The sequence below is a fragment of the Streptomyces sp. NPDC097129 genome (assembly GCF_055668065.1).
Map to the genome: position 1 here is coordinate 816,293 of NZ_JBVOQE010000001.1, position 26,076 is coordinate 842,368.

Sequence of the window (26,076 nt, forward strand, 5' to 3'; positions counted from 1 at the left end):
CCCCGGGGCCGCCTCCCGCCGGCTCTCCCCACGCGGGTGCGGCACCCCCGACGCGTCGAGGGCGGGCCATCCTTTCGGATGACCCGCCCTCGATTGCTGTGGAGCTAAGGAGAATTGAACTCCTGACCTCCTGCATGCCATGCAGGCGCTCTACCAACTGAGCTATAGCCCCTTGTTCTGCTTCGCCGCCCGGTTTCCCTCTCGGTTCCCCCGGCGACGACGTAAACATTACAGGGCCTTGCGGTGCAGCACCAAATCCATTCCGCCCGCACCCCACTTAGGGGCAGATGTCCGCTTTGTCAGGCTGTGACGAACGAGTAGAACCGCTTGAGCGTGCAGTGCTCCTCCAGCAGCCGGCCGTAGATCGGCTCGCCCTCCAGCTCCCGGTACGTCTCGATGGGGTCGCCTTTTATGATCAGCGCCCGCGCGCATTCCTCGCACCAGTACTGGTAGTCCGGGTTGACCGGTTCCATGTCGCGGACGATCGGCGTACCGCTGCCGCACCAGTCGCACTTCCGCCTGTGGGCACCCATGGGTCAGCTCCAGCTGTGGCCGCAGGCCGTACACACGTACGAGACTCCGCCGTTGTCGCCGAGGACTTGGGCCACATGCGCGGAACCGCAGGAAGGGCAGCTGAGCCGGGTCGCCGTACCCCGCGCACAGCCGGTGTCGAAGAGGTGACCGACCTCTTCGAGGATGCTCGCAGGCATCACCACTCCCTCCCGTCGGGCCGCGCTCCCTTCCGGCCGTTTGATTCTGCCACGACCGGGCCAATACGGTCAGCGACGCCGTCGTACCGGTCCGGACACCGCACCCACCAGGGCCGACGCGGCGAGCGCGCACACGTGCCGGACGCGCTTCGCGGAGCTATACGTCCCGGAGCGCCGAGTGACTCAAGCCGGCCGGGAGGAGAGCGGTCCCGGCCCCGCCGGGGCAGCCCGGGCATGAAAAATCCCGCCCCCTGGGGGACGGGATCATCAACTACCGATCTTTGACACCTCGAAGAGTGCCGATCAGTGGAGCTAAGGAGAATTGAACTCCTGACCTCCTGCATGCCATGCAGGCGCTCTACCAACTGAGCTATAGCCCCGGGCTTTGTTCTTCCCGCTCGGCGGGGCGAACAAGAAGAACTTTAGCCTGCGACCTGCCGGAAAGTGAAATCCGGGTCCCGGGCGCCGCCGGTGGCGCCCGATCCGGCGGTCAGTCGTCGTCGCCGAGGACCGGTTCGGGCAGGGTGCCGGCATTGTGCTCCAGCAGCCGCCAGCCACGGGCGCCCTCGCCGAGCACGGACCAGCAGCAGTTGGACAGCCCGCCCAGGCTCTCCCAGTGCTCGGCCTCCAGGCCGAGCAGACGGCCGATGGTGGTGCGGATGGTGCCGCCGTGGCTGACGACGACGAGCGTGCCGTCGTCGGGCAGCTTCTCCGCGTGCCGCAGCACGACCGGGGCGGCGCGGTCGGCGACCTCGCTCTCCAGCTCGCCGCCGCCGCGGCGGACCGGCTCGCCGCGCTTCCACGCGGCGTACTCCTCACCGTGGCGGTCGACGATCTCGTCGTGCGTCAGGCCCTGCCACACCCCGGCGTAGGTCTCGCGCAGACCCTCGTCGTGCGTGACCTCGAGACCGGTGAGCGCGGCCAGCTCGGCAGCCGTGCGCGCGGCCCGCTGGAGGTCGGAGGCGACGATCGCGTCGGGCCTGAGGGAGGCCAGCAGCCGGGCGGCGCGGCGGGCCTGGCCCACGCCGGTCTCGGTGAGGGGGACGTCCGTGGAGCCCTGGAAGCGGCGCTCCACGTTCCAGGACGTCTGCCCGTGCCGCCACAGGATGACGCGGCGGCCCCGGCCCGGCTCGCGGCCGCCCCGGGAGCCGGTTCCGGCAGCGGGTGCGGTCATCGCCAGTCACCGTCCGGTTCGACGGCCTCCTCGGCGGCCTGCTGCTTGGCGTGCTCCTCGGCCTTGCCGCGGGTGGCCCGGGCGTCCTCGGGCAGGGCGAGCTCGGGGCAGTCCTTCCACAGCCGCTCCAGCGCGTAGAAGACACGCTCCTCGCTGTGCTGCACGTGGACGACGATGTCGACGTAGTCGAGCAGGACCCAGCGGGCCTCGCGGTCGCCCTCGCGGCGCACCGGCTTGGCGCCGAGCTCCTTGTGAAGGCGCTCCTCGATCTCGTCGACGATCGCCTTGACCTGGCGGTCGTTGGGTGCGGAGGCCAGCAGGAAGGCGTCCGTGATGGACAGGACGTCGCTCACGTCGTAGGCGATGACGTCGTGGGCGAGCTTGTCCGCGGCCGCCTGGGCGGCGGTGTTGATCAGTTGGACAGAGCGGTCGGTTGCGGTCACTACAGAGCTTTCCCTCGGCGGTCGGTTTGCCTTCAAGGGTCTCACGACCGCAGACGGCGCCCCGGGTGATTAAAGGATCACCCGGGGCGCGGCCCCCGCGCGGCTAGGAAGAGGACGGCTTGTAGTCGCGGCCGAGGACCACGGTGACGTCCGCGTTGCCCGACACCGTGCCCTTCGTCACGGAGCCGGTCGGCAGGCCGAGGGTCTTGGCGACCTCGGCGGCGTCGTCCTTGTGCGCGGCGTCGGCGTACACGACCTGCGAGGTCTCGCTGGAGGAGGCGGTGCCGCCCTCCAGGAAGGTGAAGCCGCCGTTGAGGAGGACCACGCGCGCCTTGCCGGTGTTGTCCTTCTCGCCGCTGGCGTTCTGCACGGAGACCCGGAGCGCGGAGCCCTGCTCGGGGCTCTTGGCGGCGCCGCCGAGGATGTCCTTGACCACGCTGTTCGCCGCGCGGGCGCTCAGGGTGCCGTCGCCCTGCACCGGCAGCAGCGCGGTCTTGTAGTCGCCGCCCTTGGCCAGGTCGGCGAGCTTGGCCAGGAAAGTGCCGAGGTCGTTGTCGGTCAGGGAGGGGTCGAGGATCTGCTGGAGCGTCTGCACGGTGACCGTGGCGGCCTGCGGGTCGGAGGACAGCTTGCGCAGCACGCCCTGCAAGACCTGGCCGAACCGCTGCAACTGGGCGTTCGGCGCCTCGCCCGGGGCGCGGTAGGTGGCGTAGGCGACGGCCATCTTGCCGCTGAGGGTCTGGGCGGTGCCCTGGTGGACGAGCGGCGGGCCGCCCTTCTTCTTGGCGTCGGGGTCGGGGACGTCGGCGTCGGTGTCGATCTCGACGGCGCCGACGACGTCGACGAGGTTCTGCAGGTAGGGGGTGTCCAGGCGCCAGGTGCCCTCGATGTCGGTGCCGAGCACGGTGTCGAGGGCGTCGCGGGTGCCGGAGGAGCCGTCGGCGTCGACGGACTTGGCGAGGGTGGTGGCGGTGCCGTCGTCGTCGGTCAGGGCGAGGTTGTTGGGCAGCAGGACGGTGGTGCCCTGCTTGGTGGTGGTGTTGTCGACGAGCAGCGCCGTGGCGGTGCCGCCCTTCTTGGTGTCGTGCAGGTGGACGACGATCACGTCGCGTTTCTGCGCGGCCGCGGCGGTGGCCGGGGCGCCGGACTTGGTGCCCGAGGAGGACAGGCCGGGCAGCTTCCCCGCGTACCAGAGCCAGCCGACGCCGCCGGCGGCGACCAGGGCGAGGACGACGGCGACGGCGATGAGGCGGCTGCGGGCGCGGCGGCGGGCCTCCTCGCGGCGCTCGGTGCGGTTCTCGGTGAACTTCAGCCAGTCGATGACGTCCTCGGAGTCGCCGTCCGGCTCCTCGACGAAGGCGAACTGCTCGGTGCGGTAGTCCCCCGGCTCCCGCTGACCCGGCTCCCGCTGCCCCGGCTCCTGCCGCCCCGGTTCCTGCCTCCCGGCTTCCGGCTGCCCGGCGTCCCGTTGTTCCCTCTGCCAGGCGTCGGTGTCGTGATCGGCGGGCCCGGCCTGCTGCGGGATGTGCGCGGTCTGCTCGGCGACCCGCGGCTGCTGCCCGCTGGTCGCGGCGCGCCCATAGGGGTCGTAGGCCGAAGGGTCGTAGCCCGAAGGGTCGTAGGCCGGTGGGTTGTACGTCGGAGGGTCGTACGCCGGGGCGTGCGCGCCGGTGGCGTACGTCCCGTAGGGGTCGGCGGGCGGGACCGGGGGCTGGTTGCCGGTGTCGTAGGCGGGGGCGGCGTACTGCTGGTGACCGTAGGGGTCGTGGGCGGGCGCCTGGGGCTGCTGCCCGGTCGCGTACGGGTCGTAGCCGTAGCCTTGCGCTGCGTAAGGGTCGTAGGGCGTCTGCGGGGGCTGCTGCGCCTGGGTCTGCCGGTAGACCGGCCTGCCGTACTCGTCGTAGCCGACGATTTCGTACGGGTCGCCGTCCTGGCTGCCGTGTCCCGCGTCGTATCGGTCGTTCACCGGTGCCCCTCTCGGTTCACTCGCCGCGGTACAGCTCGCGCTTGTCGATGTAGCGCACGACCCCGTCCGGCACCAGATACCAGATGGGCTCGCCCTTGGCGACTCTCGCCCGGCAGTCGGTGGAGGAGATGGCGAGCGCGGGGACCTCCACGAAGGAGACGCCGCCCTCGGGCAGCCCGGGGTCGCCCAGGTGGTGTCCGGGCCGGGTGACACCGATGAAGTGCGCGAGGGAGAACAGTTCCTCGATGTTGCGCCAGGTGAGGATCGCGGAGAGGGCGTCGGCGCCGGTGATGAAGAACAGGTCGGTGTCGGGGTTGAGCGCCCGCAGGTCGCGCAGGGTGTCGACGGTGTAGGTGGGCCCGCCGCGGTCGATGTCGATGCGGCTGACGGAGAACTGCGGGTTCTCGGCGGTCGCGATGACCGTCATCAGATAGCGGTCCTCGGCCGGGGAGACCCTGCGCTCGCTCTTCTGCCACGGCTCACCGGTCGGGACGAAGACGACCTCGTCCAGGTGGAACTGCGCGGCGACCTCGCTGGCGGCCACCAGGTGGCCGTGGTGGATCGGGTCGAAGGTGCCGCCCATGACACCCAGGCGGCGCTTGCCCGGGTCGGCCGGGCCGCGGCCCGGGGTGCTCAGGTGCGCGAATGGCGGCCTCTCGCCGTGCGTGCCGTGCGGGCCGCCGGCCGTGCCGTGCGCCGGACCGGTAGGCATGTCCTGCTCTCCCATGCGTGCAGACCCTACCGGCCCGGCCTGAGGACTTCGGCCGCCAGTTCCCCTGAGGGCAACGGCGGGGCCCAGGTCAGCGGTCGCGGTTGAAGCGGGTGGTGATCCAGAGCAGGAGCAGCAGGATCCCCAGGGCGCAGCCGCCGGTGATCGCCGGGTTGAGACTGTTGTGGTTACCGCCGTGCTCCTCGCCCTCGGCGGCAAGGGTGACCAAGTGGGCGGCGGCGAGATGGATGCTCATCTTCGGCAGTACCTATCGCGTGTGGGCGGGATAAAGACGTCGGCTCATCGTAAGCGGGCGCCTTCCCGGCGATCACGCCGACTCCGCCGTTGGGGAACCTTCGCAGGTCCTCAGTCGTCCTTCCGCTTGTAGCCCCGCAGCAGGAACCATCCCGTCAGCGCGCACCCCACGATCATCACGATCAGTACGACCCGGAGCAGATTCCCCGCCCCCTGGTGCTGGGCGGCGCTCGCGGCCTCGGTGAGCCAGACGGCTGGGGGGGTGTGCTCCATGGCGTGGAACTCCTTCGCTGTAGTGCCCGTCCACGGTAACTCCGCCTAGGCTGGGCTCTGCTTCGGGGGCGCAAGGGCCGCGGCGCGGCCACACAGACGCACATGGGGGATCACATGTCCGACGACGGCCACGAGCAGATTGGGCACGGGGGCGTGCCGAGCAGGCAGCGCAGGCGCTTCCCGGGGATCTCCTCACGGGCGTACGAGCATCCGGCCGACCGCTCCGCCCTGGTGGCGCTGCGCAAGCTGAGCGGCTTCGACACGGTGTTCAAGGCGCTCAGTGGGCTGCTGCCCGAGCGGAGCCTGAGGCTGCTGTTCCTGTCCGACTCGGTGCGGGTGTCGGACCAGCAGTTCGCGCACCTCAACGTCATGCTGCTCGACGCCTGCTACATCCTGGACCTGGAGAAGGTCCCGCCGATGTACGTGAACCAGGACCCGCAGCCCAACGCGATGTGCATCGGCCTGGACGAGCCGGTCATCGTGGTCACCACCGGTCTCGTCGAGCTGCTCGACGAGGAGGAGATGCGGGCGGTCGTCGGCCACGAGGTGGGGCACGCGCTGTCCGGGCACGCGGTGTACCGCACGATATTGCTCTTCCTGACCAGCCTGGCGGTCCGGGTCGCCTGGATCCCGCTGGGCAACCTCGCGATCATGGCGATCGTGACGGCGCTGCGCGAGTGGTTCCGCAAGTCGGAGCTGTCCGCGGACCGGGCGGGGCTGCTGGTCGGGCAGGACCCGCAGGCCTCGATGCGCGGCCTGATGAAGATCGCCGGCGGCAACCATCTGCACGAGATGAACGTGGACGCGTTCCTCCAGCAGGCCGAGGAGTACGAGTCCGCGGGCGACCTGCGCGACTCGGTGCTGAAGATCCTGAACGTGCTGCCGCGCTCGCACCCGTTCACCACCGTGCGGGCGGCCGAGCTGAAGAAGTGGTCGCAGTCCCGGGACTTCCAGCGGCTCATGGACGGCCACTACCCGCGGCGCAGCGAGGACAAGGACACCTCGGTGTCGGACTCCTTCCGGGAGTCGGCGTCCCACTACGCCAACCATGTGAAGACGTCGAAGGACCCGCTGATGAAGCTGGTCAGCGACCTGGCGGACGGTGCGGGCGACCTGGGCAGCCGGGTGCGGCGCGGCTTCAGCGGGTTCGCGGGCCCGCCGCCGTCCGAGGGCGGCGCCGCGAAGGACACCGGCTCCGCGAAGGACACCCCGCCGCCGTCGGAGGGCGGCTCACCGAAGGACACCCCGCCGCGCGACGAGGAGTGACCGCTCACACCTGCGGCTCACACCCTCGGCTGGGCGCTCGTGGCCAGGGTGCCGCACAGGGCCGTCGCGCTGCCGGTCGCGTAGGGGTCGGTGCCGGCCGGGCCGCCGGACTTCGCGCTCTGGCCGGCCAGCAGCGGGTGCAGGTGGTCGGTGGCGTCGTCGGCGCAGGCCAGCGGGCCCGCCTGGACGTAGGAGGCGACCAGCTGCGCCTGGTGCAGCCGCAGGTCGTCGCGGTTGAAGCGGAACTGCAGCTCGCGTCGGACGGTGAACAGCGACGCCGTGGCGTGCGCTCCGGAGCCGGCCGCGCGCAGGGCGTAGACGAAGGTGTGGTCGGCGGTGACCTCGAGGGTCGAGGCGTCGGTCTCGGCGGCGGCGAGGGTGCCCTGGACGCGGATCTTGTCGTCGGCCAGCTCGGCCTGGGAGGCGTCGAAGCGGACCATCCAGCCGGTGGGGGCGTGCCGCCCGTCGGCGGAGGGCCGGCGGAAGCTCTGGTCGAACTGGTCGAGCTGGTCCGCGTCGAGCAGGACGCGCACGGGCCGCACCTGCTGCCCGGTGACCACCTCCGGGTAGAGCGAGGAGCGCACGATGTAGTCCTTGGCGGTGGTGAGGGCGGCCACCACCTGGCTGTCGGAGAAGTGCGCGGTGCCCTGCGAGGCGGGCAGCGGGACGCCCTCGGCTCCGATCCGGTACTGCGCGGCGGGGCTGTGCGCGTACAGGTACTCCGCGTCGGCCGTGCCGGGCACCTTGCCCTGCGGGGCGAGCGGGATGACGGTCATCCGCGCCGGGTCGGCCGGCCGGCGGGCCAGCGCTGAGCTGTAGGGGTGGCGTACCCCCATGTAGACGGCGGTGGCGAAGGCGACCGCGATGAGCAGGAGAAGGATCAGCGCCTGCCGGGACAGGCCCCGGTGCAGGGGCGGCCGGCGGCGCACGGCGGGGGTGTGCTCGGCCATGCGCTCCTCGGCGGAGTACTCCTGGAGGCGGGCAGCGCGGACGAACGACTCGTCGAACACGACGGATCTGTATTCGTCCTCTCCTCCACCGGGGGCGCCTTGGGGTGTCCCCTCAGGTGGCTCTCCAGGCCCGGCCATATATTCAGAGTATGTCTCCGGGGGGCCCGGTAAACGCCCTGGTACACCACAACTTCTGACAGCGGCTCACCTGCGGCGGGCGGCCGTTTCGGGGCCGTTCGGCCTGTCGGTCAGGGCGTACGCGGGTCGGCCGGGACGGCGGCGCGGGAGGAGCCGGCGGAGGCCGCCGGAGCCGGCGGAGGGCTCTGTTCCAGGCCGGTGGACGCGGGTGGCGGGGCCTGTTCGCGGTTGCCGCCGGAGCCGCCGCGGTAGACCGCGGCGAAGGCCAGCGCGACCATGCCGACGCCCATCACGAGGGCGAGCATCCAGGCGACGGGGCGGTGCCAGCGCACCTGTTTGGCGTACCGCCCCAGGGCGCCGCGGCGGCCGTCGAAGAGGTACGGGTCGTCCAGGTCGTCGAGGTCGTGGTCGTGACCGTCGTGCTCGCCCGGGCCGTAGTCGTCGTAGCTGTCGCGCCGGTGGTGGCCGCGGCGGGCGGCCTCGGCCTCGGAGGCTTCGGCGCGGGCCTGGGCGGCGGCCAGGAGGCGTTCGACGGCGGTCGGCTCGTGGACCGTGGCCGCCCGGACGAAGGCCTCGTCGAAGACCACGGAGGCGAACTCTTCGTCCGACACCCCGCGGTCGTGGTCGTCGTCGGGCTCCCAGCCGTCAGGGAACGGCGAACCCCCCACGTCCTCCGGCACACGTCCAGAGTAGACCTGGGGGGTCAATTTGGGCAGACGGTACGGAAATTCGTGCTGGGGGCGGGACGCCTTTCACGCCATCCGGCGAAAGGGCGGTAGGCATACGCCAGTCGCATATGCCCGCCCGTCTCCCGGCCGGAGCGGCCGGTGTCTCAGCGCCGCACGTGCCCGTCGCCGGTGACGATGTACTTGGTGCTGGTCAGCTCCGGCAGGCCCATCGGGCCGCGCGCGTGCAGCTTCTGCGTGGAGATGCCGATCTCGGCGCCGAAGCCGAACTGGCCGCCGTCGGTGAACCGGGTGGAGGCGTTCACCGCGACCGTGGTGGAGTCCACCAACTGGGTGAAACGGCGGGCCGCCTGCTGGGAGGAGGTCACGATCGCCTCGGTGTGACCGGACGTCCACAGCCGGATGTGCTCCACGGCCTTGTCGAGCGAGTCCACGACGGCCGCGGCGATGTCGTACGACAGGTACTCGGTCTCCCAGTCCTCCGCGGTGGCCGGCACCACGGCCGCCCGGGACTCCTTGGCGTACGCCTGCACCCGCTCGTCGGCGTGCACGGTCACCCCGGCGTCGGCGAGGGCGTCCAGGGCGCGGGGCAGGAACTCGGCGGCGATGTCCTGGTGGACCAGCAGGGTCTCGGCGGCGTTGCAGACGCCGACCCGGTGCGTCTTGGAGTTGATGAGGATCTCCACGGCCATGTCGAGGTCGGCCCGGGCGTCGACGTAGACGTGGCAGTTGCCGGTGCCGGTCTCGATCACCGGGACGGTGGACTCCTGCACCACGGTGTTGATCAGCGAGGCGCCGCCGCGCGGGATGAGCACGTCGACCAGGCCGCGGGCGCGCATCAGCTCGCGCACGCTGTCCCGGCTCTCCCCCGGCACCAGCTGGACGGCGTCGGCGGGCAGCCCGGCACCGCCGACGGCGTCACGCACCACCCGCACCAGGGCGGTGTTCGACCGGTACGCCGAGGAGGAGCCGCGCAGCAGGACCGCGTTGCCGGACTTCAGGCACAGGGCGGCGGCGTCCACGGTGACGTTCGGGCGGCCCTCGTAGATGATCCCGACGACGCCGAGCGGGACGCGGACCTGGCGCAGGTCGATGCCGTTGGGCAGGGTCGACCCGCGCACGACCTCGCCGACCGGGTCGGGCAGCGCGGCCACGTCGCGCACGTCGGCGGCAATCGCGCGCACCCGCTCGGGGGTGAGCGTCAGCCGGTCGATCATGCCCTCGCTCGTGCCGTTCTCGCGGGCCTTGGCCACGTCCAGGGCGTTGGCCTCGACGATCTCGCTCGCGCGGACCTCCAGCGCGTCCGCGATGGCGAGCAGCGCGTCGTCCTTCTCGGCCCGCGGCAGCGGAGCGAGTGTGGCGGTGGCGGCCTTGGCGCGGTAGGCGGCCTGGGTGACCGGGGACATCGAGTCGTACGGCGAGAGCGTGGTCATGAGGGAAGCGTAGTGCGGCCCGGCGGCGCCATCGTCGCCCGTTCCACACCCCGAGACGGCATCAAACGTGCTCAGACACCCTCAGAGGCCCTCAGGCCCCACCAGACGCCATCAGACGCCCCGAGAGGGCATCAAGGAGCAAAGGTCCTCAAAAAGGCTGCACGCCCACTCGTGAGGCGGGCGGCGGGCCGTAGCCCTCGGCGACACGCTGGTGGTAGGTCTCGCGGTCGATGACCTCCAGGCCGACGATCTCCCAGGCCGGCAACCCGGCGGTGCGGCGGTGCTCGCCCCACAGGCGCAGGGCGACGGCGGCCGCGTCGTGCAGATCGCGGGCCTCCTCCCAGTACCGGATCTCGGCGTGATCGGGGGCGTATCTGCTGGTCAGGAGGAAAGGGTGGTCGTGGGCGAGCTGTTCGAGGGCGCGGCGCAGCTCCGGCAGCGGGGCCGGGTCGCCGGACACGCTGAGGGTGACGTGCCACAGCCGGGGCAGGTCCTTGGGTTCCGTCTCCTGCCGTTCGCCGGCCGCGACGGACGTCAGGGCGCGCTCCTCACCTGCCGCCCGGGGTCCGCGGCTGCCCGCGGCACCGCCGCCCGCGCCGCCACGGGATGCCGCCGCCCCGGGGCGCACTCGTCTCACGACGGCCACGACGGCCTCCTTCGCCCAGTGTTCGTGCGGATGTGTCCCTGAGACAGGAATGGTGTGCCTCGGACAAAGTCCAGCAGGCCGCACGGCTTCGCGGGGTGGTTTTGCGGAACGTCGCCCGCGGAAGTGGACGTTTCGACCCCGGTTCCGGGCACGTTCGACCCCGTTCAGGGGTGCAGCAGGACCAGATCGTCCCTGTGTACGACCTCGCGCTCATAGGCCGGGCCCAGCTCGCGGGCCAGTTCCCGGGTGGAGCGGCCGATCAGCCGGGGGATCTCCTTGGCGTCGAAGTTGACCAGGCCGCGGGCGACGGCGTGACCCTGCCGGTCGCGCAGTTCGACCGGGTCGCCGGCGCTGAAGTCGCCCTCGACGGCCGCGATGCCCGCCGGCAGCAGCGACGTACGCCGCTCCACGACCGCGCGCACCGCGCCGTCGTCCAGCATCAGGGCGCCCTGCGGGGTGGAGGCGTGCTGCAGCCACAGCAGCCGGTCGGCGGAACGGCGGCCGGTGGGGTGGAAGTAGGTGCCGGTGTCGCCGCCGGCGAGGGCCTCCGCGGCGTGCACGGCGCTGGTCAGCACCACCGGGATGCCGGCGGCGGCGGCGATCCGGGCGGCCTCGACCTTGGTGACCATGCCGCCGGTGCCGACGCCGGCCTTGCCCGCGCTGCCGATCTCGACGTGCGCGAGGTCCTGCGGGCCCTTCACCTCCGCTATCCGGGAGGTGCCGGGCTTGCTGGGGTCGCCGTCGTAGACGCCGTCGACGTCGGACAGCAGGACCAGCAGGTCGGCGTGGACGAGGTGGGCGACGAGGGCGGCGAGGCGGTCGTTGTCGCCGAAGCGGATCTCGTCCGTGGCGACGGTGTCGTTCTCGTTGACGATCGGGAAGGCGCCCATCGCCAGCAGCTTGTCCAGGGTGCGCGAGGCGTTGCGGTGGTGGGTGCGGCGGCTCATGTCGTCGCTGGTCAGCAGGACCTGGCCGACGCGGACGGCGTAGCGGGCGAAGGAGGCGGTGTAGCGGGCGACGAGCAGGCCCTGGCCGACGCTGGCGGCGGCCTGCTGACGGGCCAGGTCCTTGGGGCGGCGGCGCAGGCCCAGCGGGGACAGGCCGGCGGCGATGGCGCCGGAGGAGACCAGGACGATCTCCTTCTCGCCCCCGCTGCGGTGCTTGGCCAGCACGTCAACGAGCGCGTCGACGCGGTCGGCGTCCAGGCCTCCGGCGGCGGTGGTCAGCGAGGAGGAGCCCACCTTGACGACGATCCTGCGGGCGTCTCCCACGTCCTGCCTTGCCACTGCCACCTGCGCCGTCCTCACTCGGTCCCTCGCACCGCGCACCGGATGGCCGCGGTCTGCCCGGGAAGGAAAATCTACGGGAGCGGACCCGGTCCCCGCGCGCCCGTTTCGCACCGTGGACCGGCCTGACGGGCGACGCGGAACGGCATGGCGGCGCAACCCGGTCGACCCGCCCCGCCCGGCCCCGCGACGCCGGGATGATCCGGACGACAGGGCCTAGCCCCGCGCAGCGCGCCGCGCCTCCCAGGCCGACGCGATCATCGCGTGGACGTCGTGGCGGGCCTTCCAGCCCAGGTCCGTCGCGAGGCGGTCGGCGGAGGCGACCACCTTCGCGGGGTCGCCGGGGCGGCGGTCGGCGACCTCGGGGGCGACGTCGTGGCCGGTGATCTCGGCGATGAGGCGGACCATCTCCCGCACCGAGACGCCCTCGCCCCGCCCGATGTTGTAGACGAGGTCGGCGGTCCCCCGGCCGGTGGCGAGCCGGCGGGCGACGGCGAGGTGGGCGTCGGCGATGTCGGCGACGTGGATGTAGTCGCGCACGCACGTGCCGTCGGGCGTCGGATAGTCGTCGCCGAAGATCAGCGGGGGCAGCCCGGCGTCGAGCCGCTCGAAGACCATCGGGACGAGATTGAACACACCGGTGTCGGCGAGGGCCGGCTCGGCGGTGCCCGCCACGTTGAAGTAGCGCAGGCACGCGGTGGCCATGCCGTGCGCGCGGCCGGTGGCGCGGACCATCCACTCGCCGGCGGTCTTGGTCTCGCCGTACGGGCTGAGCGGCGCGAGCGGGGTGTCCTCGGTGACGACGTCGGTGGGGGGCGTGCCGTAGACGGAGGCGGAGGAGGAGAACAGGAAGCTGCTCACGCCCGCCGACACGGCGGCGTCCAGCAGGATCTGAAGCCCCGTCACGTTCTCGCGGTAGTAGAGGAGGGGCTTCTCGACGGACTCGCCCACGGCCTTCTTCGCGGCGAGGTGGACGATCCCCTCGACCGCGTACTCGCGCAGCACACGGTCGAGGAAGGACCGGTCGAGGACGGTGCCGCGCTCCAGCGGGACCTGCGCCGGCAGCCGGCGCGCGTCGCCGCTGGAGAGGTCGTCCACGACGACCACCGGCTCACCCGCCCCGGCCATGCTCTTGACGACGTGCGAACCGATGTAGCCGGCACCGCCGGTGATCAGCCAGGTCATCCGCGCAGCCTAACAGCCGGGTATATGCACGCTGTAAGCGTTCAGTCGCGCTGCGCGAGCGACGCGCGGAACGCCAGGCACTCCTCGTACACCGGCAGGATGCCCGCCTCGCGCGCCTGCTGAAGCGTCGGGCCCTGGGCGTCCTTCGCGGACAGCTCTGGCTCGCCGTCGACCGGCCACTCGACACCGATCGCCGCGTCGAGCGGGTGGACGGTGCGCTCGCGCTGCGGGGCGTACCCCTCGGAGCAGAGATAGGTGACGGTCGCGTCGTCGGTGAGCGCGCAGAAGCCGTGGCCGAGGCCCTCGGAGAGGTAGACGGCCTTGCGGTCCTGGTCGTCGAGGCGGACGCCCTCCCACTGCCCGAACGTGGGCGAGCCGACCCGCACGTCGACGATCACGTCGAGCACCGCACCGCGCACACAGGTGACGTACTTGGCCTGGCCGGGCGGCACGTCGGCGAAGTGGATGCCGCGCACCACCCCGGCGGCGGACACGGAGAGGTTGCCCTGCTTCAGGTCGAGCGGGTGACCGACGGCCTCGGCCATGCGCTCGGCCTTGTACCACTCCAGGAACAGGCCGCGGGCGTCACCGTGCTGCTGCGGGACGAACTCCCACGCGCCTTCGATGCCAAGGGGGTTGACCTTCATGAAAACAGCCGCTTCCTCTCTCAGGCCTGCGCGGACTCGTGAGCCAGCAGGTCCAGCAGGTAGTCGCCGTAACCGCTCTTGGTCAGCGGTTCGGCGAGCTCGCGCAGCCGGGCGTCGTCGATGAACCCGGCGCGCCAGGCGGCCTCCTCCAGGCAGCCGATCTTCATGCCCTGCCGCTCCTCGACCACGCGCACGTACTCGGACGCCTGGACGAGGGACTGGAAGGTGCCGGTGTCCAGCCAGACCGTGCCGCGGTCCAGCACCGACACCTGCAGTTCGCCGCGCTCCAGGTAGTACCCGTTGACGTCGGTGATCTCCAGCTCGCCGCGGGCGCTGGGCTTCAGGTTGCGGGCGATCTCGACGACCCGGCTGTCGTAGAAGTACAGACCCGGCACCGCGTAGCGGGACTTGGGGTTCTGCGGCTTCTCCTCGATGGAGCGGGCGCGGCCGTCCTCGTCGAAGTCGACGACGCCGTAGGCGGTCGGGTCGGAGACGGCGTGCGCGAAGACGACGCCGCCCTCGGGGTCGCGGTACTTGGCGAGCTGCCGGCCGAGGCCGACGCCGTGGAAGATGTTGTCGCCGAGGATCAGCGCGACGGGCTCGTCGCCGATGAAGTCCTCGCCGATGACGAAGGCCTCGGCGATGCCGTTGGGCTTGTCCTGCGTGGCGAACTCGATGTTCAGGCCCCAGTCGGAGCCGTCGCCGAGCAGCCGCTCGAACTGGGGGCGCTCGTCGGGTCCGGTGATGACCAGGATGTCCCGCAGCCCGGCCATGACCAGGGTGGACAGCGGGTAGTAGATCATCGGCTTGTCGAAGACCGGCATCAGCTGCTTCGACACCGCACGGGTGATCGGCCACAGACGGGAGCCGGTACCACCGGCGAGCACAATTCCACGCATGGGCACGCAGCCTACGGCAGGCGGATGACCGCCCCGGCCATCCACTGGGTGAGACGGGGGTGAGAACTGCCACGGAAACGGCGGCCGAACCGGGACCCAACCGGCACCGAACGGGGGCCCACACGGCTGCGCCTAGGATAGTGGGCCTTATGAAGATTCTCGTCACCGGCGGCGCCGGATTCATCGGTTCACAGTTCGTGCGCGCCCTGCTTCTCGGAGAGCTGCCCTCCGGCGAGGGTGCCCAGGTCACCGTGGTGGACAACCTGACCTACTCCGGGAACGAGGCGAATCTCGCCCCGGTGGCCGACAAGCCCGGTTACACGTTCGTGCACGGCGACATCCGCGACTACGCGGCCGTCGACGACGCGATGCGCGGCCAGGACGCGGTGGTGCACTTCGCCGCCGAGTCCCACGTGGACCGCTCGATCATGGACTCCTCACCGTTCGTCACCACGAACGTGCTGGGCACCCAGGTGCTGCTGGACGCCGCGAAGCGCCACGGCGTGGGCCGGTTCGTGCACGTGTCCACGGACGAGGTGTACGGCTCGATCAGCGAGGGCTCGTGGACCGAGGACTGGCCGCTGGCGCCGAACTCCCCGTACTCGGCCTCCAAGGCCGGCTCGGACCTGCTGGCGCTGTCGTACCACCGCACGCACGGCATGGACGTGGTCGTCACCCGCTGCTCCAACAACTACGGGCAGTACCACTTCCCTGAGAAGATGATCCCGCTGTTCACCACGAACCTGCTGGACGGCAAGAAGGTCCCGCTGTACGGCGAGGGCCTGAACGTGCGCGACTGGCTGCACGTGTCCGACCACTGCCGGGGCATCGAGATGGTGCTGCGCGGCGGCCGCGCCGGTGAGGTCTACCACATCGGCGGCGGCACCGAGGTGACCAACAAGGAGCTGACCGGCATGCTCCTTCAGGCCTGCGGCGCCGGCTGGGACATGGTCGAGCACGTCGAGGACCGCAAGGGCCACGACCTGCGCTACTCCCTGTCGATCGCCAAGATCCAGGAGGAGCTCGGCTACAAGCCGCTCGTCACCTTCGAGCAGGGCCTCGCCGACACCGTCCAGTGGTACCGCGACAACCGCGCCTGGTGGGAGCCGCTCAAGGCGAAGGCGGCGCTGACGGCATGACGCGGGTACTGATCACCGGCGCGGCCGGCATGCTCGGCCGCGACCTGGCCGAGGTCCTCGGCGGGCGCGGCCTGTACGTGAACGCGGTGACCCGCCACGGGCTGGACATCACCGACGCCGCAGCGGTGCGCGCGGCCGTCGACGGTCACGACGTGGTGGTCAACGCCGCCGCGTGGACCGACGTGGACGGCGCCGAGGCCGAGGAGGCCGCGGCGACCCGGATCAACGGCGAGGGCCCGCGGGTGCTCGCCGAGGCGTGCGCCGGGAGCGGCGCCGTACTCATCCAGGTCTCCACCGACTACGTCTTCCCCGGCGACGCCGACGAGCCGTACCGGCACGACGCCCCGACCGCGCCGATCAACGCCTACGGCCGCAGCAAGCTGGCCGGTGAGCAGGCGGTGACCGCCCTGCTGCCCGAGCGCGGCTATGTGGTGCGCACGGCGTGGCTGTACGGCGTGCACGGGCGCAACTTCGTGGCGACCATGCTGAACCTGGCGGCGCAGCGGGACACCGTGGACGTGGTCGACGACCAGCGCGGCCAGCCCACCTGGACCGTCGCGCTCGCCCGGCAGATCGCGGACCTGGCCGAGGCGGCCCTCGCCGGGCGGGCCCCGGCGGGCGTCTACCACGGCACCGCCTCCGGCACCGGCACCTGGTTCGACCTGGCCCGGGCCGCTTTCGAACTGAGCGGTCTGGACCCGGAGCGGGTGCGCCCGACGACGTCGGAGAAGTTCGTCCGGCCCGCCCGCCGCCCCTCCTACAGCGTGCTCGCGCACGAGCGCTGGGCCGAGGCGGGCGTGGCGGTGCAGCCGCACTGGCGCGACCAGCTGGCCGAGGCGCTGAAGGTGATGGCCGGCGAGGAGCGGACGCGCGCGTGAGCCTCCTCGACCGCATCACGACGGCACTGCCGCAGGGCACCGCGTTCGTCGGCGCCGGCACCGCGGTGCTCGGCGTGGCCAGTTACGTCCATCTCGCGGCGGCGGGCCACACGCTCGCCGTCGACGACATGGCGAGCTTCTCGGTGCTGTGGACGGTGGTGTTCTCCATCGGCCTCGGGCTGTTCTTCCCGGTCGAGCAGGAGATCACCCGGATCGTCGCCGCCCGCGTGGTGCACGGCGACGGGGTGCTGCCGGTGCTGCGGCGCGGCGCGGTGCTCTCCGCGAGCCTGCTGGCGCTGGTGCTGGTGCCGCTCGTGGCGTTCGCCGGGTGGATCGCCGACCTGTTCTTCCACGGCGACACGAGCCTCGTGTACTCGCTCGCCGGCGCCTTCGCGGCGCTGGCCGTGGCGTATGTGACGCGTGGCGTCCTCGCCGGTCTCGGCCGCTTCCGGGCGTACGGCATGCAGCTGGGCCTGGACGGCGTGCTGCGGATCGTGCTGTCGGGCGCGCTGGCGGTGACCGGTGTGACGTCGCCGTTCGCGTTCGCGGCCGTACTGACGGTGGCCCCGCTGCTGGCCGTACTGGCCACGATCAAGCCGGTGTTCCAGGGCGCTCGGCCCGGAACGCAGGCGCACTGGCGGGAGCTGATCGAGCACCTCGGGCTGCTGGTCGGCTCGACGCTGCTCGCGCAGCTCCTCGTCAACATCGCGGTGATCAGCACCAAGTTGATCTCCACCAACGACGACGCGCTGGTCGCGGCGCTGCTGTCGGCGCTGGTGCTGGCCCGGGTGCCGCTGTTCGTCTTCGGCGCCTTCCAGGTGTCGCTGCTCGCGGGACTGTCGTCGGCGGCGGCCGTGGGGGACACGCAGGGTTACCGCCGGCTGCTGCTGCGGGCCGCGTCCATCACGGGCGGGCTGGGCGTCGCGGGCGGACTGGGCGCGGTGGCGCTCGGACCCGCGATCCTGCCGACCGTGTTCGGCGCACCGGACGTGCTCGGCGCCGCGGACTTCGCCTGGCTGTCGGCCGGCACGACCCTGTACATGCTGGCCATGGTGCTGGGTCAGGCACTGCTCACCAGTAACGGTGCGCGACTTCAGCTGTTGTCCTGGGTGGTGGGCACGTTGGTGCTGATCGCGGTCACGCTGAGCCCGCTGGACCTGCGCACGAGGGTCGAAGTGGCCTACACAGCAGGGTCACTGACCGTGGCCACCTGTATGTCACTCGCCATTCGCGCTCGTGTAAGCTACCGCCCGGTGCGCTCATAGGGTGACCGCCATTCCATCACTCTTCGTAATCGTCCCCCCGCGTGAGCCGGGGTCCGGTCGGGTGGGTCCCTCAGCAGCCGCTCCCCCTGGCCCACACCCCTGGAAGAGTAGACAGGCCCTTTCCATGAGTCGTCCGATACACCGGAGTGCGGTATGCAGTTGTGGATGCTGACTTCGGTCACCGGAGTCGTCCTCGTCGCGTGCATCGTCGAGCTCCTGCGTCGTCGCAAGCTCAAGGAGAAGTACGCCTTCCTCTGGGTGATCACCGGTCTGGTGATCATCCCGCTCGGGTTCTTCCCGCGGGGCGTGGACACGGTGGCCGAGGTCCTCGGTGTGCGGTCCGGCGTCAGCCTCGTGCTGTTCATGGGCGTCGCCTTCCTCTTCGTCGTCTCGCTCCAGCTCAGCTGGGAAGTCGGGCATCTGGAGGAGGAGGGCCGCACCCTCTCCGAAGAGGTGGCGCTGCTCCGTATCGACGTCCAGGACCTGCGGGCCCGGCTCGGTGAGCTGGAGACCCCCGCCGCATCCGCAGAACAGGGGGACGGGAAGTGATCGACGGCAAGCGTGTGCTGATCATCATGCCGGCGTGGAACGAGGCGGACGGCGTCGCCGACGTCATCAAGGAGGTCCACGCCACCCTGCCGGGGGCCGACGTCCTCGTGGTGGACGACGGCTCCGCCGACGCGACCGCCGCGGTCGCCCGCGCGGCCGGCGCGACGGTGATGAAGCTGCCGTACAACCTGGGCGTGGGCGGCGCGATGCGCGCCGGGTACAAGTACGCCCACGACCGTGACTACGACATCGCCATCCAGGTCGACGCCGACGGGCAGCACGACCCGCGCAACGTGCCGGAGCTGCTCGCCCGTCTGGAGAGCGGCGCCGACCTCGTCATGGGCGCCCGGTTCGCCGGCACCGGCGAGTACGAGGCCCGCGGCCCGCGCCGGTGGGCGATGCTGGTGCTCGCGTTCTGGCTCTCGCGCATGGCGCGCACCAGGCTCACCGACGTCACCTCCGGCTTCCGGGCCTGCGACCGCGACCTCATCGACGTGTTCGCCCGCTGGTACCCCGTGGAGTACCTCGGCGACACCGTGGAGTCCACGATCGCCGTGATCCGGGCCGGTTACCGCGTCGAGCAGGTCCCTGTCGCGATGCGCCCGCGCACGACCGGCACGCCCAGCCAGTCCCCCCTGAAGGCCACCCTGTACCTCGGCCGCATCGGCATGATCCTGCTGCTCGCGTTCAGCCGCCGCTCGGTGCTGCGGCCCGCCCGGAACGGGAAGTGAGGCGCGTGCAGACCCTGGACATCATGCTGCCGCACTACGGCGACACCGCCCTGATGCAGGCAGCCGTGCAGAGCGTGCTGGACCAGACCGACAAGGACTGGCGGCTCACCGTCGTCGACGACGGCCGCGAGCCGGGCGTGCCCGAGTGGTTCGCCTCCCTCGGCGACGAGCGGGTGCGCTACCAGCGCAACGAGCAGAACCTCGGCATCACCCGCAACTTCCGCAAGTGCGTGGAGCTGGTGGAGTCGACGCACTTCACCATGCTCGGCAGCGACGACCTGCTGCTCCCGACGTACGTCGAGACGCTGCGGGCCGCCGTCGAGGCCGTCCCGGACGCGGCGATCTACCAGCCCGGCGTCGAGGTCATCGACGAGCACGGCAACCCCTCCACCTCGCTCGGCGACGAGGTCAAGCGGCGCCTGTACGCCCCGAAGCACAACGGCCGGCGCCTGGTGCTGTCCGGTGAGCCGCTGGCCGCCAACCTGCTCGGCGGGAACTGGCTGTACTTCCCGTCGATCTGCTGGCGCGCCGACGCCGTCAAGGCGGTCAACTTCCGCGAGGACCTCTCCGTCATCCAGGACCTGGCTCTGATCATCGAGCTGATCCGGCGCGGCGAGAAGCTGGTCGTGGAGCCGGCCCCGGCCTTCCGCTACCGGCGCCACTCCGGCAGCCTGTCCTCGGCGGAGGCCCTCACCGGCGCCCGGTTCGGGGAGGCCGTGCGGTTCTTCCACGAGGTCGCCGACGACCTGGACCGCCACGGCTGGCCCAAGGCCGCCCGGTCCGCGCGGCGGCACCTGTCGATGCGGCTGCACGCCCTGACCCTGCTGCCCGGCGCCCTGCGCCACCGCCAGTCCGACGCCACGCGCAAGCTGCTCAGGTACGCCCTGACCAGATCCGAGTGACGTCACGCCCGGGGCGGGCGAGCTCGACTGCCCCCACCCCCGCCCCGCGGAACCGCGCCCCGCTTCCCCCCTCCGAAAGCGCAAAGTCCACATGATTCCCACGCAAGCCCAAGAGGGCGCCCCGCCCCGGTTCAGCATCGTCGTCCCGGCGTACGGGGTCGAGGCGTATCTGCGCGACTGTCTCGACTCGGTGCTCGGCCAGTCGTTCACGGACTTCGAGGTCATCGCCGTCAACGACGCCTCACCCGACGCGTGCGGCGAGATCATGGACGAGTACGCGGGTCTCGACCCGCGCGTGGTGGCGGTGCAGCTCGAGCAGAACGTGGGGCTCGGCCGGGCGCGCAACGTGGGCATGGCCCGCGCGCGGGGCAGCTACCTGATCTTCCTGGACAGCGACGACACGCTGCTGCCGGGCTCCCTGCAGGCCATCGCGCGCCGGCTGGAGGAGACCGGCGACCCCGAGCTGCTGGTCTTCGACTACGAACGCACCTACTGGGACGGCCGCGTCTCCCCCAACGCCAAGCGGCCGGTCCTGACCGACGGCCCGCGCGGCGCGTTCCGCCTGGACGACCACCCCGACCTGCTCGACCTGCTGCAGGTCGCCTGGAACAAGGCCTACCGCCGCGACTTCGTGGAGCGCTGGGGCTTCGAGTACCCCACGGGCTACTACGAGGACACCCCGTGGACCTACCCGGTGCTGGTGGCGGCCGAGACCATCGCCCTGCTGGACCGGGTCTGCGTGCACTACCGCCAGCGGCGCCAGGGCTCCATCCTGTCCTCCTCCAGCCGTAAGCACTTCGACGTCTTCGACCAGTACGACCTGGTGTTCTCCTTCCTGGACGACAACCCGCAGTTCGACCGCTGGCGCGGACCGCTGTACGAGCGCATGGCCTTCCACCTGGGCGTCATCGAGCGGATGCCGGGCCGGCTGCCCGCCGACGCGCGCGCCGAGTTCCGTGCCCGCCGGCTCCAGGCCGAGCAGGCCCGCCGCCCGGCCGGCCACCGTTCGCCGAAGGCCGCCTCCGGCAAGCCGGCCAGGCGCCGCGTCGCCGAGCGGCTCCCGGTCCGGCTGCGCCCCGTCGCGCGCCGCGCCTACCGGGCCGCGCGCCGGCTGAAGAAGCCGGTGCGCTCGGTGGTGCTGCGGGCGTACTACCGGGGCCAGCGGATGCTGCCGGTGCGCAAGGACACCGCGGTGTTCGCCGCGTACTGGAACGCCGACTACGCCTGCAACCCGGCCGCCATCCACCAGAAGCTGCTGGAGCTGGCCCCGCAGGTGAAGACGACCTGGGTGCTCAAGCCGGGCGCGCGCACCATGCCGCCGGCCGGCACCACCGTGGTGCGTCCGGGCTCGTGGGGCTTCTGGAAGGCCATGGCCCGCAGCAAATATTTGGTCAACAACGTCAATTTTCCGACGCTGGTGGTCAAGCGCCCGGGTCAGGTCTTCGTGCAGACCCACCACGGCACGCCGCTCAAGCGGATGGGCGTCGATCTCGTCGAGTACCCGATCGGCCAGGCCGACCTCGACATGGAGACGCTGGTGCGGCGGATAGACCGCTGGGACTACAGCGTCTCCTCCAACAGCTTCACCACCGCGATCTGGAACCGCGCCTACCCGGCCGGCTACACCTCCCTCGACTACGGCTACCCGCGCAACGACGTGCTGGTCAACGCCACCGACGAGGACCGGGCGAGGGCCCGCGAGAAGCTCGGTCTCGCCCCGGACAAGAAGGTCGTGCTGTACGCGCCGACCCACCGGGACTACCAGGCGGTGCCCCGGCCGCTGCTCGATCTGGAGCACTTCGCCGAGCGGCTCGGAGACGGCTTCACGGTCCTCTCGCGCGCCCACTACTTCAACCTCGGCACGGGGCCGGGCGCCACGGACGGCTCCCCGATCGTCGACGTGAGCGGGCACCCGTCGGTGGAGGAGCTGTACCTGGCGGCGGACTGTCTGCTCACCGACTACTCGTCGTTGATGTTCGACTACGCGCTGCTGGACCGGCCGATCGTCGTCTTTGCCAACGATTGGGAGGTGTACCGGGCCACCCGGGGCACCTACTTCGACATTCACGTAGAGTCGCCCGGCCACGTGGTGGAAACCGAAGGGGACCTCCTGGACGTCTTCCTCTCGGGGCGCTGGTGCGACGACACCTCCGCGAAGGCACGCACGGAGTTCCGCAGGCGGTTCTGCGAGTTCGACGACGGCCGGGCGGCGGAGCGTGTGGTACGCAGGGTCTTCCTGAACCAGGAGGATGTGCCGCCGGTGACACTTCCGGCGGAGCGTCCGAGCCGTCTCACGCGGGGCTAGAGCTACCGTGTCCGGCGGGTCCGGTCGCCGCCGGACACATACGTAACCTGAGAAAGGCGCAGTACCGCAGATGCCTCCCCGTCTGTCACTAGTCGTTCCCGTGTACAACGTGGAACTCTTCCTCGACGAGTGCCTGCAGTCGATCGCGGACCAGACGTTCACCGACTGGGAGGCAATCGTCGTCGACGACGGCTCCACGGACGGCAGTCTCGCGATCGCCGAGAGGTGGGCGGCCAAGGACGACCGGATCCGGGTCGTCGCCCAGGAGAACCAGGGACTCGGCCCCGCCCGCAACACCGGTGTGGCCCACCTCACCGAGGGCACCGAGTTCCTCGCGTTCGTCGACAGCGACGACATCGTGCTGCCCGACGCCTACGAGCGGTGCGTCGCCAGTCTGGAGGCGTCCGGCTCGGACTTCGTCAGCGGCAACGTCAACCTGCTCAAGGCCGGCGAGATCCTCCTCTCCCCGCTGCACGAGAAGCGGCTGCGCACCGACCGCACGCGGACCCACATCAGCCGCGACAAGAACCTCGTCTACGACCGCACGGCGTGGAACAAGGTCTTCCGCCGCTCGTTCTGGGACAAGCACGCCTTCGAGTTCCCCGGCATCCTCTACGAGGACGCCCCGGTCACGCTGCCCGCGCACTTCCTGGCCTCGGCCGTCGACGTGCTCGGCGAGCCGATCTACCTGTGGCGCCAGCGCACCGGCGGCGCCCCCTCCATCACCCAGCGCCGCACCGAGCCGGTCAACGTCCGCGACCGCATCCGCTCGTGCGACCGGGTGAGCCGGTTCCTCGCCTCCCAGCCAGGCGAGGAGTACGTCGCCCACAAGCGCTGGTACGACGAGATCTTCATCACCGACGAGCTGCCGCTGTTCATGGGCGTGCTCGACGAGGCCGGCGACGAGTTCCGCGAGCTGTTCATGAGCGGCTCCGCCGACTTCCTCAGCCGCGTCGACGAGGCGGTCATGCCCCGCCTGCCGGTCGCGCTGCGGCTGAAGTGCCATCTGATCCGTGAGGGCCGCCTGACCGAGCTGATGGAGCTGCTCGCCTACGAGCGGGAGACCGGGCGGGCCGTCCCCGTGGTCCGGCAGGGCCTGCGGCACTTCGCCGACTACCCGGTGCTCGACCAGGGCCGGCAGGCCGTGCCCCGCTCGGTACTGCGCGTCGACAACGACTTCTCCGCCCGCGCCCGCGCCGAGGCGCTGGTGTGGCGCGGCGGCCGGCTGCACCTCGAAGGCCACGCCTACATCCGCAACCTGGCCGCCGAGCGGCCGCAGCGCACCGCGCTGCGCGTGCTGATGCTGCGCGAGGTCGGCAGCCGCCGCACCGTGCTGGTGCGGCCGAACCCGGCGCGCGCGCTGCGCGCCACGCAGACCTCCGGCCAGTCGCTGCACAACTACGACTGGTCCGGCTTCACCGCCGACCTGAACCCGGCCAAGCTCAAGGCGCGCGGCGGCTGGCGCGACGGCGTGTGGCGGCTCACCGTCACCACCGTCCAGCAGGGCATCGTGCGCCGCACCCGGCTGAAGGCCGGCGAGACCGGCAGCGCGCAGAGCCCGTCCCCGTTCTGGGTCGACAAGGACGTGCGGGTCGTTCCGTACGTCGCCGACGAGCATCTGTACCTGCGCGTCGAGCGGGTGCGGGCGCGGCTGACCGGGCACCGGGCCGAGGACGGTGTGCTGGAGCTGACCGGCACGCTCGGCCACGACGCCGCCACCGGTGACGCGCCGCTCACCCTGCGCCTGACCCACGGCTCCTCCGAGTCCGTGCTCGACCTGCCGGTGGAGCGCGGAACCGGCGGCACGTTCTCGGTGCGGGTGCCGCTCGCCGGCCTGGACGTCGAGGGCCGTGACAGCACCAACCTGCACGTCTCCGACAAGTGGACGGCCGAGCTGGGCGTCGGCGGCAAGCGCCGCTTCCCCGTCGCCGTGGACGCCGCCGAGGGCGACCTCGGCCGGCAGACCTCCGTGGACGGCCGTCCCACCGCCGCCTGGGGCAGCCGTGTGATCGCCGTCACCAGCGACGGCTCCGGCCGCCTGGTGCTGCGCACCCAGCCCGTGCAGCCCATGACGGGCGAGCTGTCGGTGAGCGCCGAGGGCCGTATCGCCCTCACGGCCGCGCTGCCCGCGCACGTCGAGGAGCCGGTCGAGATCGTCGTACGGCACAGCCGGCACGCCGAGGAGCACGCCTACCCGGCGACCGTGGCCGACGGTGTGCTCACCGCCGACTTCCTGCCGGTGCCGGACAGCATCGCCAAGGTGCCGCTGCGCCAGGGCCGCTGGTACCTGTTCGCCCGCACCACCGGCTCCCGGGTCGAGGTGCCGGTGCGTGCCGTGCCGTCCGCGCTGGACGCCCTGCCCGTCGACTTCACCGTGCGCGGCCGGGACTACACGCTCACCCACCGCTTCTTCGACCGGCTGCTGATCGAGGCCGCACCGGACCTCGGCCCGGCCGAGGTCGGCTGGTACCGCCAGCGCGAGCTGCGCACCAAGGTGTACGCGCAGGCCCGTACCGCCCCGCTGCGGGACACCGTCCTGTACGCCTCGTTCTCCGGCCGCCAGTTCTCCGACTCGCCGCGTGCCGTCTACGAGCAGCTGGTGGCCCGGGGCGCCGAGCTGGAGCACGTGTGGGTGGTGGAGGACCGCCGCGCCGAGATCCCCGAGGGCGTCAAGGTCATCCGGCGGTGGAGCCGCGAGTGGTACGAGGCGCTCGGCCGCAGCCGGTACATCGTCACCAACACGCACCTGCCGCACTGGATCCGCCGCCGCGAGGGCCAGGTCATCGTGCAGACCTGGCACGGCACGCCGCTCAAGCGGATCGGCCACGACATCGACAGCGTCCAGTTCGCCGACCGCAAGTACCTGCAGAAGGTCGCCGAGGAGGCGCCGAGCTGGTCCTTCCTCATCTCCCCGAACCGCTTCTCCACGCCGATCATGCGGCGGGCCTTCCAGTTCGAGGGCGAGATCCTTGAGTCCGGCTACCCGCGCAACGACGTGCTGCTCTCCGAGGACACTCAGGAGCTGGCGAAGAGCGTGCGCGAGCGGATCGGCCTGCCGGCCGGCAAGAAGGTCGTGCTGTACGCGCCGACCTGGCGCGACGACCAGTTCTACCGGGCCGGCAACTACAAGTTCGACATGCGGCTGGATGTGAAGAAGGCCGCCGAGCGCCTCGGTGACGACCATGTCCTGCTGGTGCGCAAGCACTCGAACATCGTCGACGCGGTGCCCGGCGCCGGTGACGGTTTCGTCTTCGACGTCTCCAGCTACCCGGACATCGCCGAGCTGTTCCTGATCACCGACGTGCTGGTCACGGACTACTCGTCGCTCATGTTCGACTTCGCGAACACGGGCCGTCCGATGCTGTTCTTCACGTACGACCTCGAGTACTACCGCGACCAGCTGCGGGGCTTCTACTTCGACTTCGAGGACAAGGCCCCCGGTCCGCTGCTGCAGACCTCGGACGAACTGATCGACGCGCTCGCCGACATCGACCGGATCAGCGCCTCCTACACGGAGGCCTACCGGGAGTTCAAGGACGTCTTCTGCGACCTCGACGACGGCCACGCCGGCGAGCGAGTGATCAACCGGATGCTGGAACTCGCGCACCCCGACCAGTCCCACGAGCCCGCGGAGCGTTGAG

25 protein-coding genes and 2 tRNA genes are annotated in these 26,076 nt (G+C 71.3%); 9 read left to right on the top strand and 18 right to left on the bottom strand.

The window, feature by feature from the left end:
* Positions 1-99 precede the first annotated feature (99 nt).
* The 10 genes from AC0B9F_RS03665 to AC0B9F_RS03710 form a co-directional block, all read right to left on the bottom strand.
* Positions 100-172, bottom strand: a tRNA-Ala gene (locus tag AC0B9F_RS03665).
* A gap of 127 nt (positions 173-299) precedes the next feature.
* Positions 300-533 (bottom strand): hypothetical protein, encoded by a 234-nt coding sequence (locus AC0B9F_RS03670; protein ID WP_003976229.1) that lies wholly within the window; start codon positions 531-533, stop codon positions 300-302.
* Between the two features lie 3 nt (positions 534-536).
* Positions 537-710: a hypothetical protein gene (locus AC0B9F_RS03675; protein ID WP_471998580.1), complete on the bottom strand. Its 174-nt coding sequence runs from the start codon at positions 708-710 to the stop codon at positions 537-539.
* A gap of 307 nt (positions 711-1,017) precedes the next feature.
* Positions 1,018-1,090, bottom strand: a tRNA-Ala gene (locus AC0B9F_RS03680).
* 110 nt (positions 1,091-1,200) lie between these two features.
* A complete protein-coding gene (locus AC0B9F_RS03685) occupies positions 1,201-1,884 on the bottom strand; it encodes a histidine phosphatase family protein (RefSeq protein WP_471998581.1) in 684 nt (227 codons plus the stop codon).
* A complete protein-coding gene (rsfS, locus tag AC0B9F_RS03690; protein WP_471998582.1) occupies positions 1,881-2,327 on the bottom strand; it encodes a ribosome silencing factor in 447 nt (148 codons plus the stop codon). The genes AC0B9F_RS03685 and rsfS overlap by 4 nt, the downstream gene beginning before the upstream one ends.
* A gap of 103 nt (positions 2,328-2,430) precedes the next feature.
* On the bottom strand, positions 2,431-4,293 hold the full coding sequence (locus AC0B9F_RS03695) for an LCP family protein (RefSeq protein WP_471998583.1): 1,863 nt from the start codon (positions 4,291-4,293) through the stop codon (positions 2,431-2,433).
* A gap of 16 nt (positions 4,294-4,309) precedes the next feature.
* On the bottom strand, positions 4,310-5,020 hold the full coding sequence (gene nadD / locus AC0B9F_RS03700) for a nicotinate-nucleotide adenylyltransferase (protein WP_471998584.1): 711 nt from the start codon (positions 5,018-5,020) through the stop codon (positions 4,310-4,312).
* Between the two features lie 73 nt (positions 5,021-5,093).
* Positions 5,094-5,258: a hypothetical protein gene (locus AC0B9F_RS03705; RefSeq protein WP_361638440.1), complete on the bottom strand. Its 165-nt coding sequence runs from the start codon at positions 5,256-5,258 to the stop codon at positions 5,094-5,096.
* 110 nt (positions 5,259-5,368) lie between these two features.
* Complete coding sequence (locus AC0B9F_RS03710; protein ID WP_471998585.1) at positions 5,369-5,530, bottom strand: hypothetical protein; 162 nt, start codon at positions 5,528-5,530, stop codon at positions 5,369-5,371.
* Positions 5,531-5,644: 114 nt separating this feature from the next.
* On the opposite strand from AC0B9F_RS03710, the gene AC0B9F_RS03715 reads away from it, so the two are divergent.
* Positions 5,645-6,796 carry a M48 family metallopeptidase gene (locus AC0B9F_RS03715; RefSeq protein WP_471998995.1) on the top strand — a complete coding sequence of 384 codons (1,152 nt, stop codon included), beginning with the start codon at positions 5,645-5,647 and terminating at the stop codon, positions 6,794-6,796.
* Positions 6,797-6,813: 17 nt separating this feature from the next.
* Here the strand turns inward: AC0B9F_RS03715 and AC0B9F_RS03720 are convergent, their stop codons facing one another.
* The 8 genes from AC0B9F_RS03720 to rfbA all read right to left on the bottom strand — a co-directional run bounded on the left by AC0B9F_RS03720 (position 6,814) and on the right by rfbA (position 14,666).
* Positions 6,814-7,884: an SCO2583 family membrane protein gene (locus AC0B9F_RS03720; protein WP_471998586.1), complete on the bottom strand. Its 1,071-nt coding sequence runs from the start codon at positions 7,882-7,884 to the stop codon at positions 6,814-6,816.
* 110 nt (positions 7,885-7,994) lie between these two features.
* Positions 7,995-8,564, bottom strand: a complete 570-nt coding sequence (locus AC0B9F_RS03725) for an SCO2584 family spore wall biosynthesis protein (protein ID WP_471998587.1) — start codon at positions 8,562-8,564, stop codon at positions 7,995-7,997.
* A 152-nt stretch (positions 8,565-8,716) separates the two neighbouring features.
* Entirely contained in the window at positions 8,717-10,003 is a 1,287-nt protein-coding gene (locus AC0B9F_RS03730) for a glutamate-5-semialdehyde dehydrogenase (protein WP_471998588.1), read from the bottom strand.
* Positions 10,004-10,151: 148 nt separating this feature from the next.
* A complete protein-coding gene (locus AC0B9F_RS03735) occupies positions 10,152-10,640 on the bottom strand; it encodes a hypothetical protein (RefSeq protein WP_471998996.1) in 489 nt (162 codons plus the stop codon).
* 173 nt (positions 10,641-10,813) lie between these two features.
* Complete coding sequence (gene proB, locus AC0B9F_RS03740) at positions 10,814-11,920, bottom strand: glutamate 5-kinase (protein ID WP_471998997.1); 1,107 nt, start codon at positions 11,918-11,920, stop codon at positions 10,814-10,816.
* A gap of 231 nt (positions 11,921-12,151) precedes the next feature.
* Entirely contained in the window at positions 12,152-13,120 is a 969-nt protein-coding gene (gene galE / locus AC0B9F_RS03745; RefSeq protein WP_471998589.1) for a UDP-glucose 4-epimerase GalE, read from the bottom strand.
* A gap of 41 nt (positions 13,121-13,161) precedes the next feature.
* On the bottom strand, positions 13,162-13,767 hold the full coding sequence (gene rfbC / locus AC0B9F_RS03750; RefSeq protein WP_471998590.1) for a dTDP-4-dehydrorhamnose 3,5-epimerase: 606 nt from the start codon (positions 13,765-13,767) through the stop codon (positions 13,162-13,164).
* A gap of 20 nt (positions 13,768-13,787) precedes the next feature.
* On the bottom strand, positions 13,788-14,666 hold the full coding sequence (gene rfbA, locus AC0B9F_RS03755; RefSeq protein WP_471998591.1) for a glucose-1-phosphate thymidylyltransferase RfbA: 879 nt from the start codon (positions 14,664-14,666) through the stop codon (positions 13,788-13,790).
* Positions 14,667-14,815: 149 nt separating this feature from the next.
* On the opposite strand from rfbA, the gene rfbB reads away from it, so the two are divergent.
* The 8 genes from rfbB to AC0B9F_RS03795 all read left to right on the top strand — a co-directional run bounded on the left by rfbB (position 14,816) and on the right by AC0B9F_RS03795 (position 26,075).
* Positions 14,816-15,805, top strand: coding sequence for a dTDP-glucose 4,6-dehydratase (rfbB, locus tag AC0B9F_RS03760; protein ID WP_471998592.1), 990 nt, complete (start codon positions 14,816-14,818; stop codon positions 15,803-15,805).
* Complete coding sequence (rfbD, locus tag AC0B9F_RS03765; RefSeq protein WP_471998593.1) at positions 15,802-16,683, top strand: dTDP-4-dehydrorhamnose reductase; 882 nt, start codon at positions 15,802-15,804, stop codon at positions 16,681-16,683. The genes rfbB and rfbD overlap by 4 nt, the downstream gene beginning before the upstream one ends.
* A complete protein-coding gene (locus AC0B9F_RS03770; protein WP_471998594.1) occupies positions 16,680-17,948 on the top strand; it encodes a polysaccharide biosynthesis protein in 1,269 nt (422 codons plus the stop codon). The genes rfbD and AC0B9F_RS03770 overlap by 4 nt, the downstream gene beginning before the upstream one ends.
* 165 nt (positions 17,949-18,113) lie before the next feature.
* Positions 18,114-18,497 carry a DUF2304 domain-containing protein gene (locus AC0B9F_RS03775; RefSeq protein WP_471998595.1) on the top strand — a complete coding sequence of 128 codons (384 nt, stop codon included), beginning with the start codon at positions 18,114-18,116 and terminating at the stop codon, positions 18,495-18,497.
* The gene (locus AC0B9F_RS03780) at positions 18,494-19,228 is read left to right on the top strand and encodes a glycosyltransferase family 2 protein (protein WP_471998596.1); all 735 of its coding nucleotides are present in this window, start codon (positions 18,494-18,496) and stop codon (positions 19,226-19,228) included. Before AC0B9F_RS03775 ends, AC0B9F_RS03780 begins: the two co-directional genes overlap by 4 nt.
* Positions 19,229-19,233: 5 nt before the next feature.
* The gene (locus AC0B9F_RS03785) at positions 19,234-20,130 is read left to right on the top strand and encodes a glycosyltransferase family 2 protein (RefSeq protein ID WP_471998597.1); all 897 of its coding nucleotides are present in this window, start codon (positions 19,234-19,236) and stop codon (positions 20,128-20,130) included.
* A 91-nt stretch (positions 20,131-20,221) separates the two neighbouring features.
* The gene (locus tag AC0B9F_RS03790) at positions 20,222-22,435 is read left to right on the top strand and encodes a bifunctional glycosyltransferase/CDP-glycerol:glycerophosphate glycerophosphotransferase (RefSeq protein ID WP_471998598.1); all 2,214 of its coding nucleotides are present in this window, start codon (positions 20,222-20,224) and stop codon (positions 22,433-22,435) included.
* A gap of 70 nt (positions 22,436-22,505) precedes the next feature.
* Positions 22,506-26,075: a bifunctional glycosyltransferase/CDP-glycerol:glycerophosphate glycerophosphotransferase gene (locus AC0B9F_RS03795; RefSeq protein WP_471998599.1), complete on the top strand. Its 3,570-nt coding sequence runs from the start codon at positions 22,506-22,508 to the stop codon at positions 26,073-26,075.
* Position 26,076 lies beyond the last annotated feature (1 nt).

Coding starts and splice junctions, on each gene's coding strand:
- rfbA (WP_471998591.1), bottom strand. CDS start 14,666: ATGCGTGGAATTGTGCTCGCCGGTGGTACCGGCTCCCGTCTGTGGCCG.
- AC0B9F_RS03790 (WP_471998598.1), top strand. CDS start 20,222: ATGATTCCCACGCAAGCCCAAGAGGGCGCCCCGCCCCGGTTCAGCATC.
- AC0B9F_RS03795 (WP_471998599.1), top strand. CDS start 22,506: ATGCCTCCCCGTCTGTCACTAGTCGTTCCCGTGTACAACGTGGAACTC.
- AC0B9F_RS03710 (WP_471998585.1), bottom strand. CDS start 5,530: ATGGAGCACACCCCCCCAGCCGTCTGGCTCACCGAGGCCGCGAGCGCC.
- AC0B9F_RS03720 (WP_471998586.1), bottom strand. CDS start 7,884: ATGGCCGGGCCTGGAGAGCCACCTGAGGGGACACCCCAAGGCGCCCCC.
- AC0B9F_RS03715 (WP_471998995.1), top strand. CDS start 5,645: ATGTCCGACGACGGCCACGAGCAGATTGGGCACGGGGGCGTGCCGAGC.
- rfbB (WP_471998592.1), top strand. CDS start 14,816: ATGAAGATTCTCGTCACCGGCGGCGCCGGATTCATCGGTTCACAGTTC.
- nadD (WP_471998584.1), bottom strand. CDS start 5,020: ATGGGAGAGCAGGACATGCCTACCGGTCCGGCGCACGGCACGGCCGGC.
- galE (WP_471998589.1), bottom strand. CDS start 13,120: ATGACCTGGCTGATCACCGGCGGTGCCGGCTACATCGGTTCGCACGTC.
- AC0B9F_RS03775 (WP_471998595.1), top strand. CDS start 18,114: ATGCTGACTTCGGTCACCGGAGTCGTCCTCGTCGCGTGCATCGTCGAG.
- AC0B9F_RS03705 (WP_361638440.1), bottom strand. CDS start 5,258: ATGAGCATCCATCTCGCCGCCGCCCACTTGGTCACCCTTGCCGCCGAG.
- rfbC (WP_471998590.1), bottom strand. CDS start 13,767: ATGAAGGTCAACCCCCTTGGCATCGAAGGCGCGTGGGAGTTCGTCCCG.
- AC0B9F_RS03730 (WP_471998588.1), bottom strand. CDS start 10,003: ATGACCACGCTCTCGCCGTACGACTCGATGTCCCCGGTCACCCAGGCC.
- AC0B9F_RS03685 (WP_471998581.1), bottom strand. CDS start 1,884: ATGACCGCACCCGCTGCCGGAACCGGCTCCCGGGGCGGCCGCGAGCCG.
- AC0B9F_RS03670 (WP_003976229.1), bottom strand. CDS start 533: ATGGGTGCCCACAGGCGGAAGTGCGACTGGTGCGGCAGCGGTACGCCG.
- rfbD (WP_471998593.1), top strand. CDS start 15,802: ATGACGCGGGTACTGATCACCGGCGCGGCCGGCATGCTCGGCCGCGAC.
- AC0B9F_RS03675 (WP_471998580.1), bottom strand. CDS start 710: ATGCCTGCGAGCATCCTCGAAGAGGTCGGTCACCTCTTCGACACCGGC.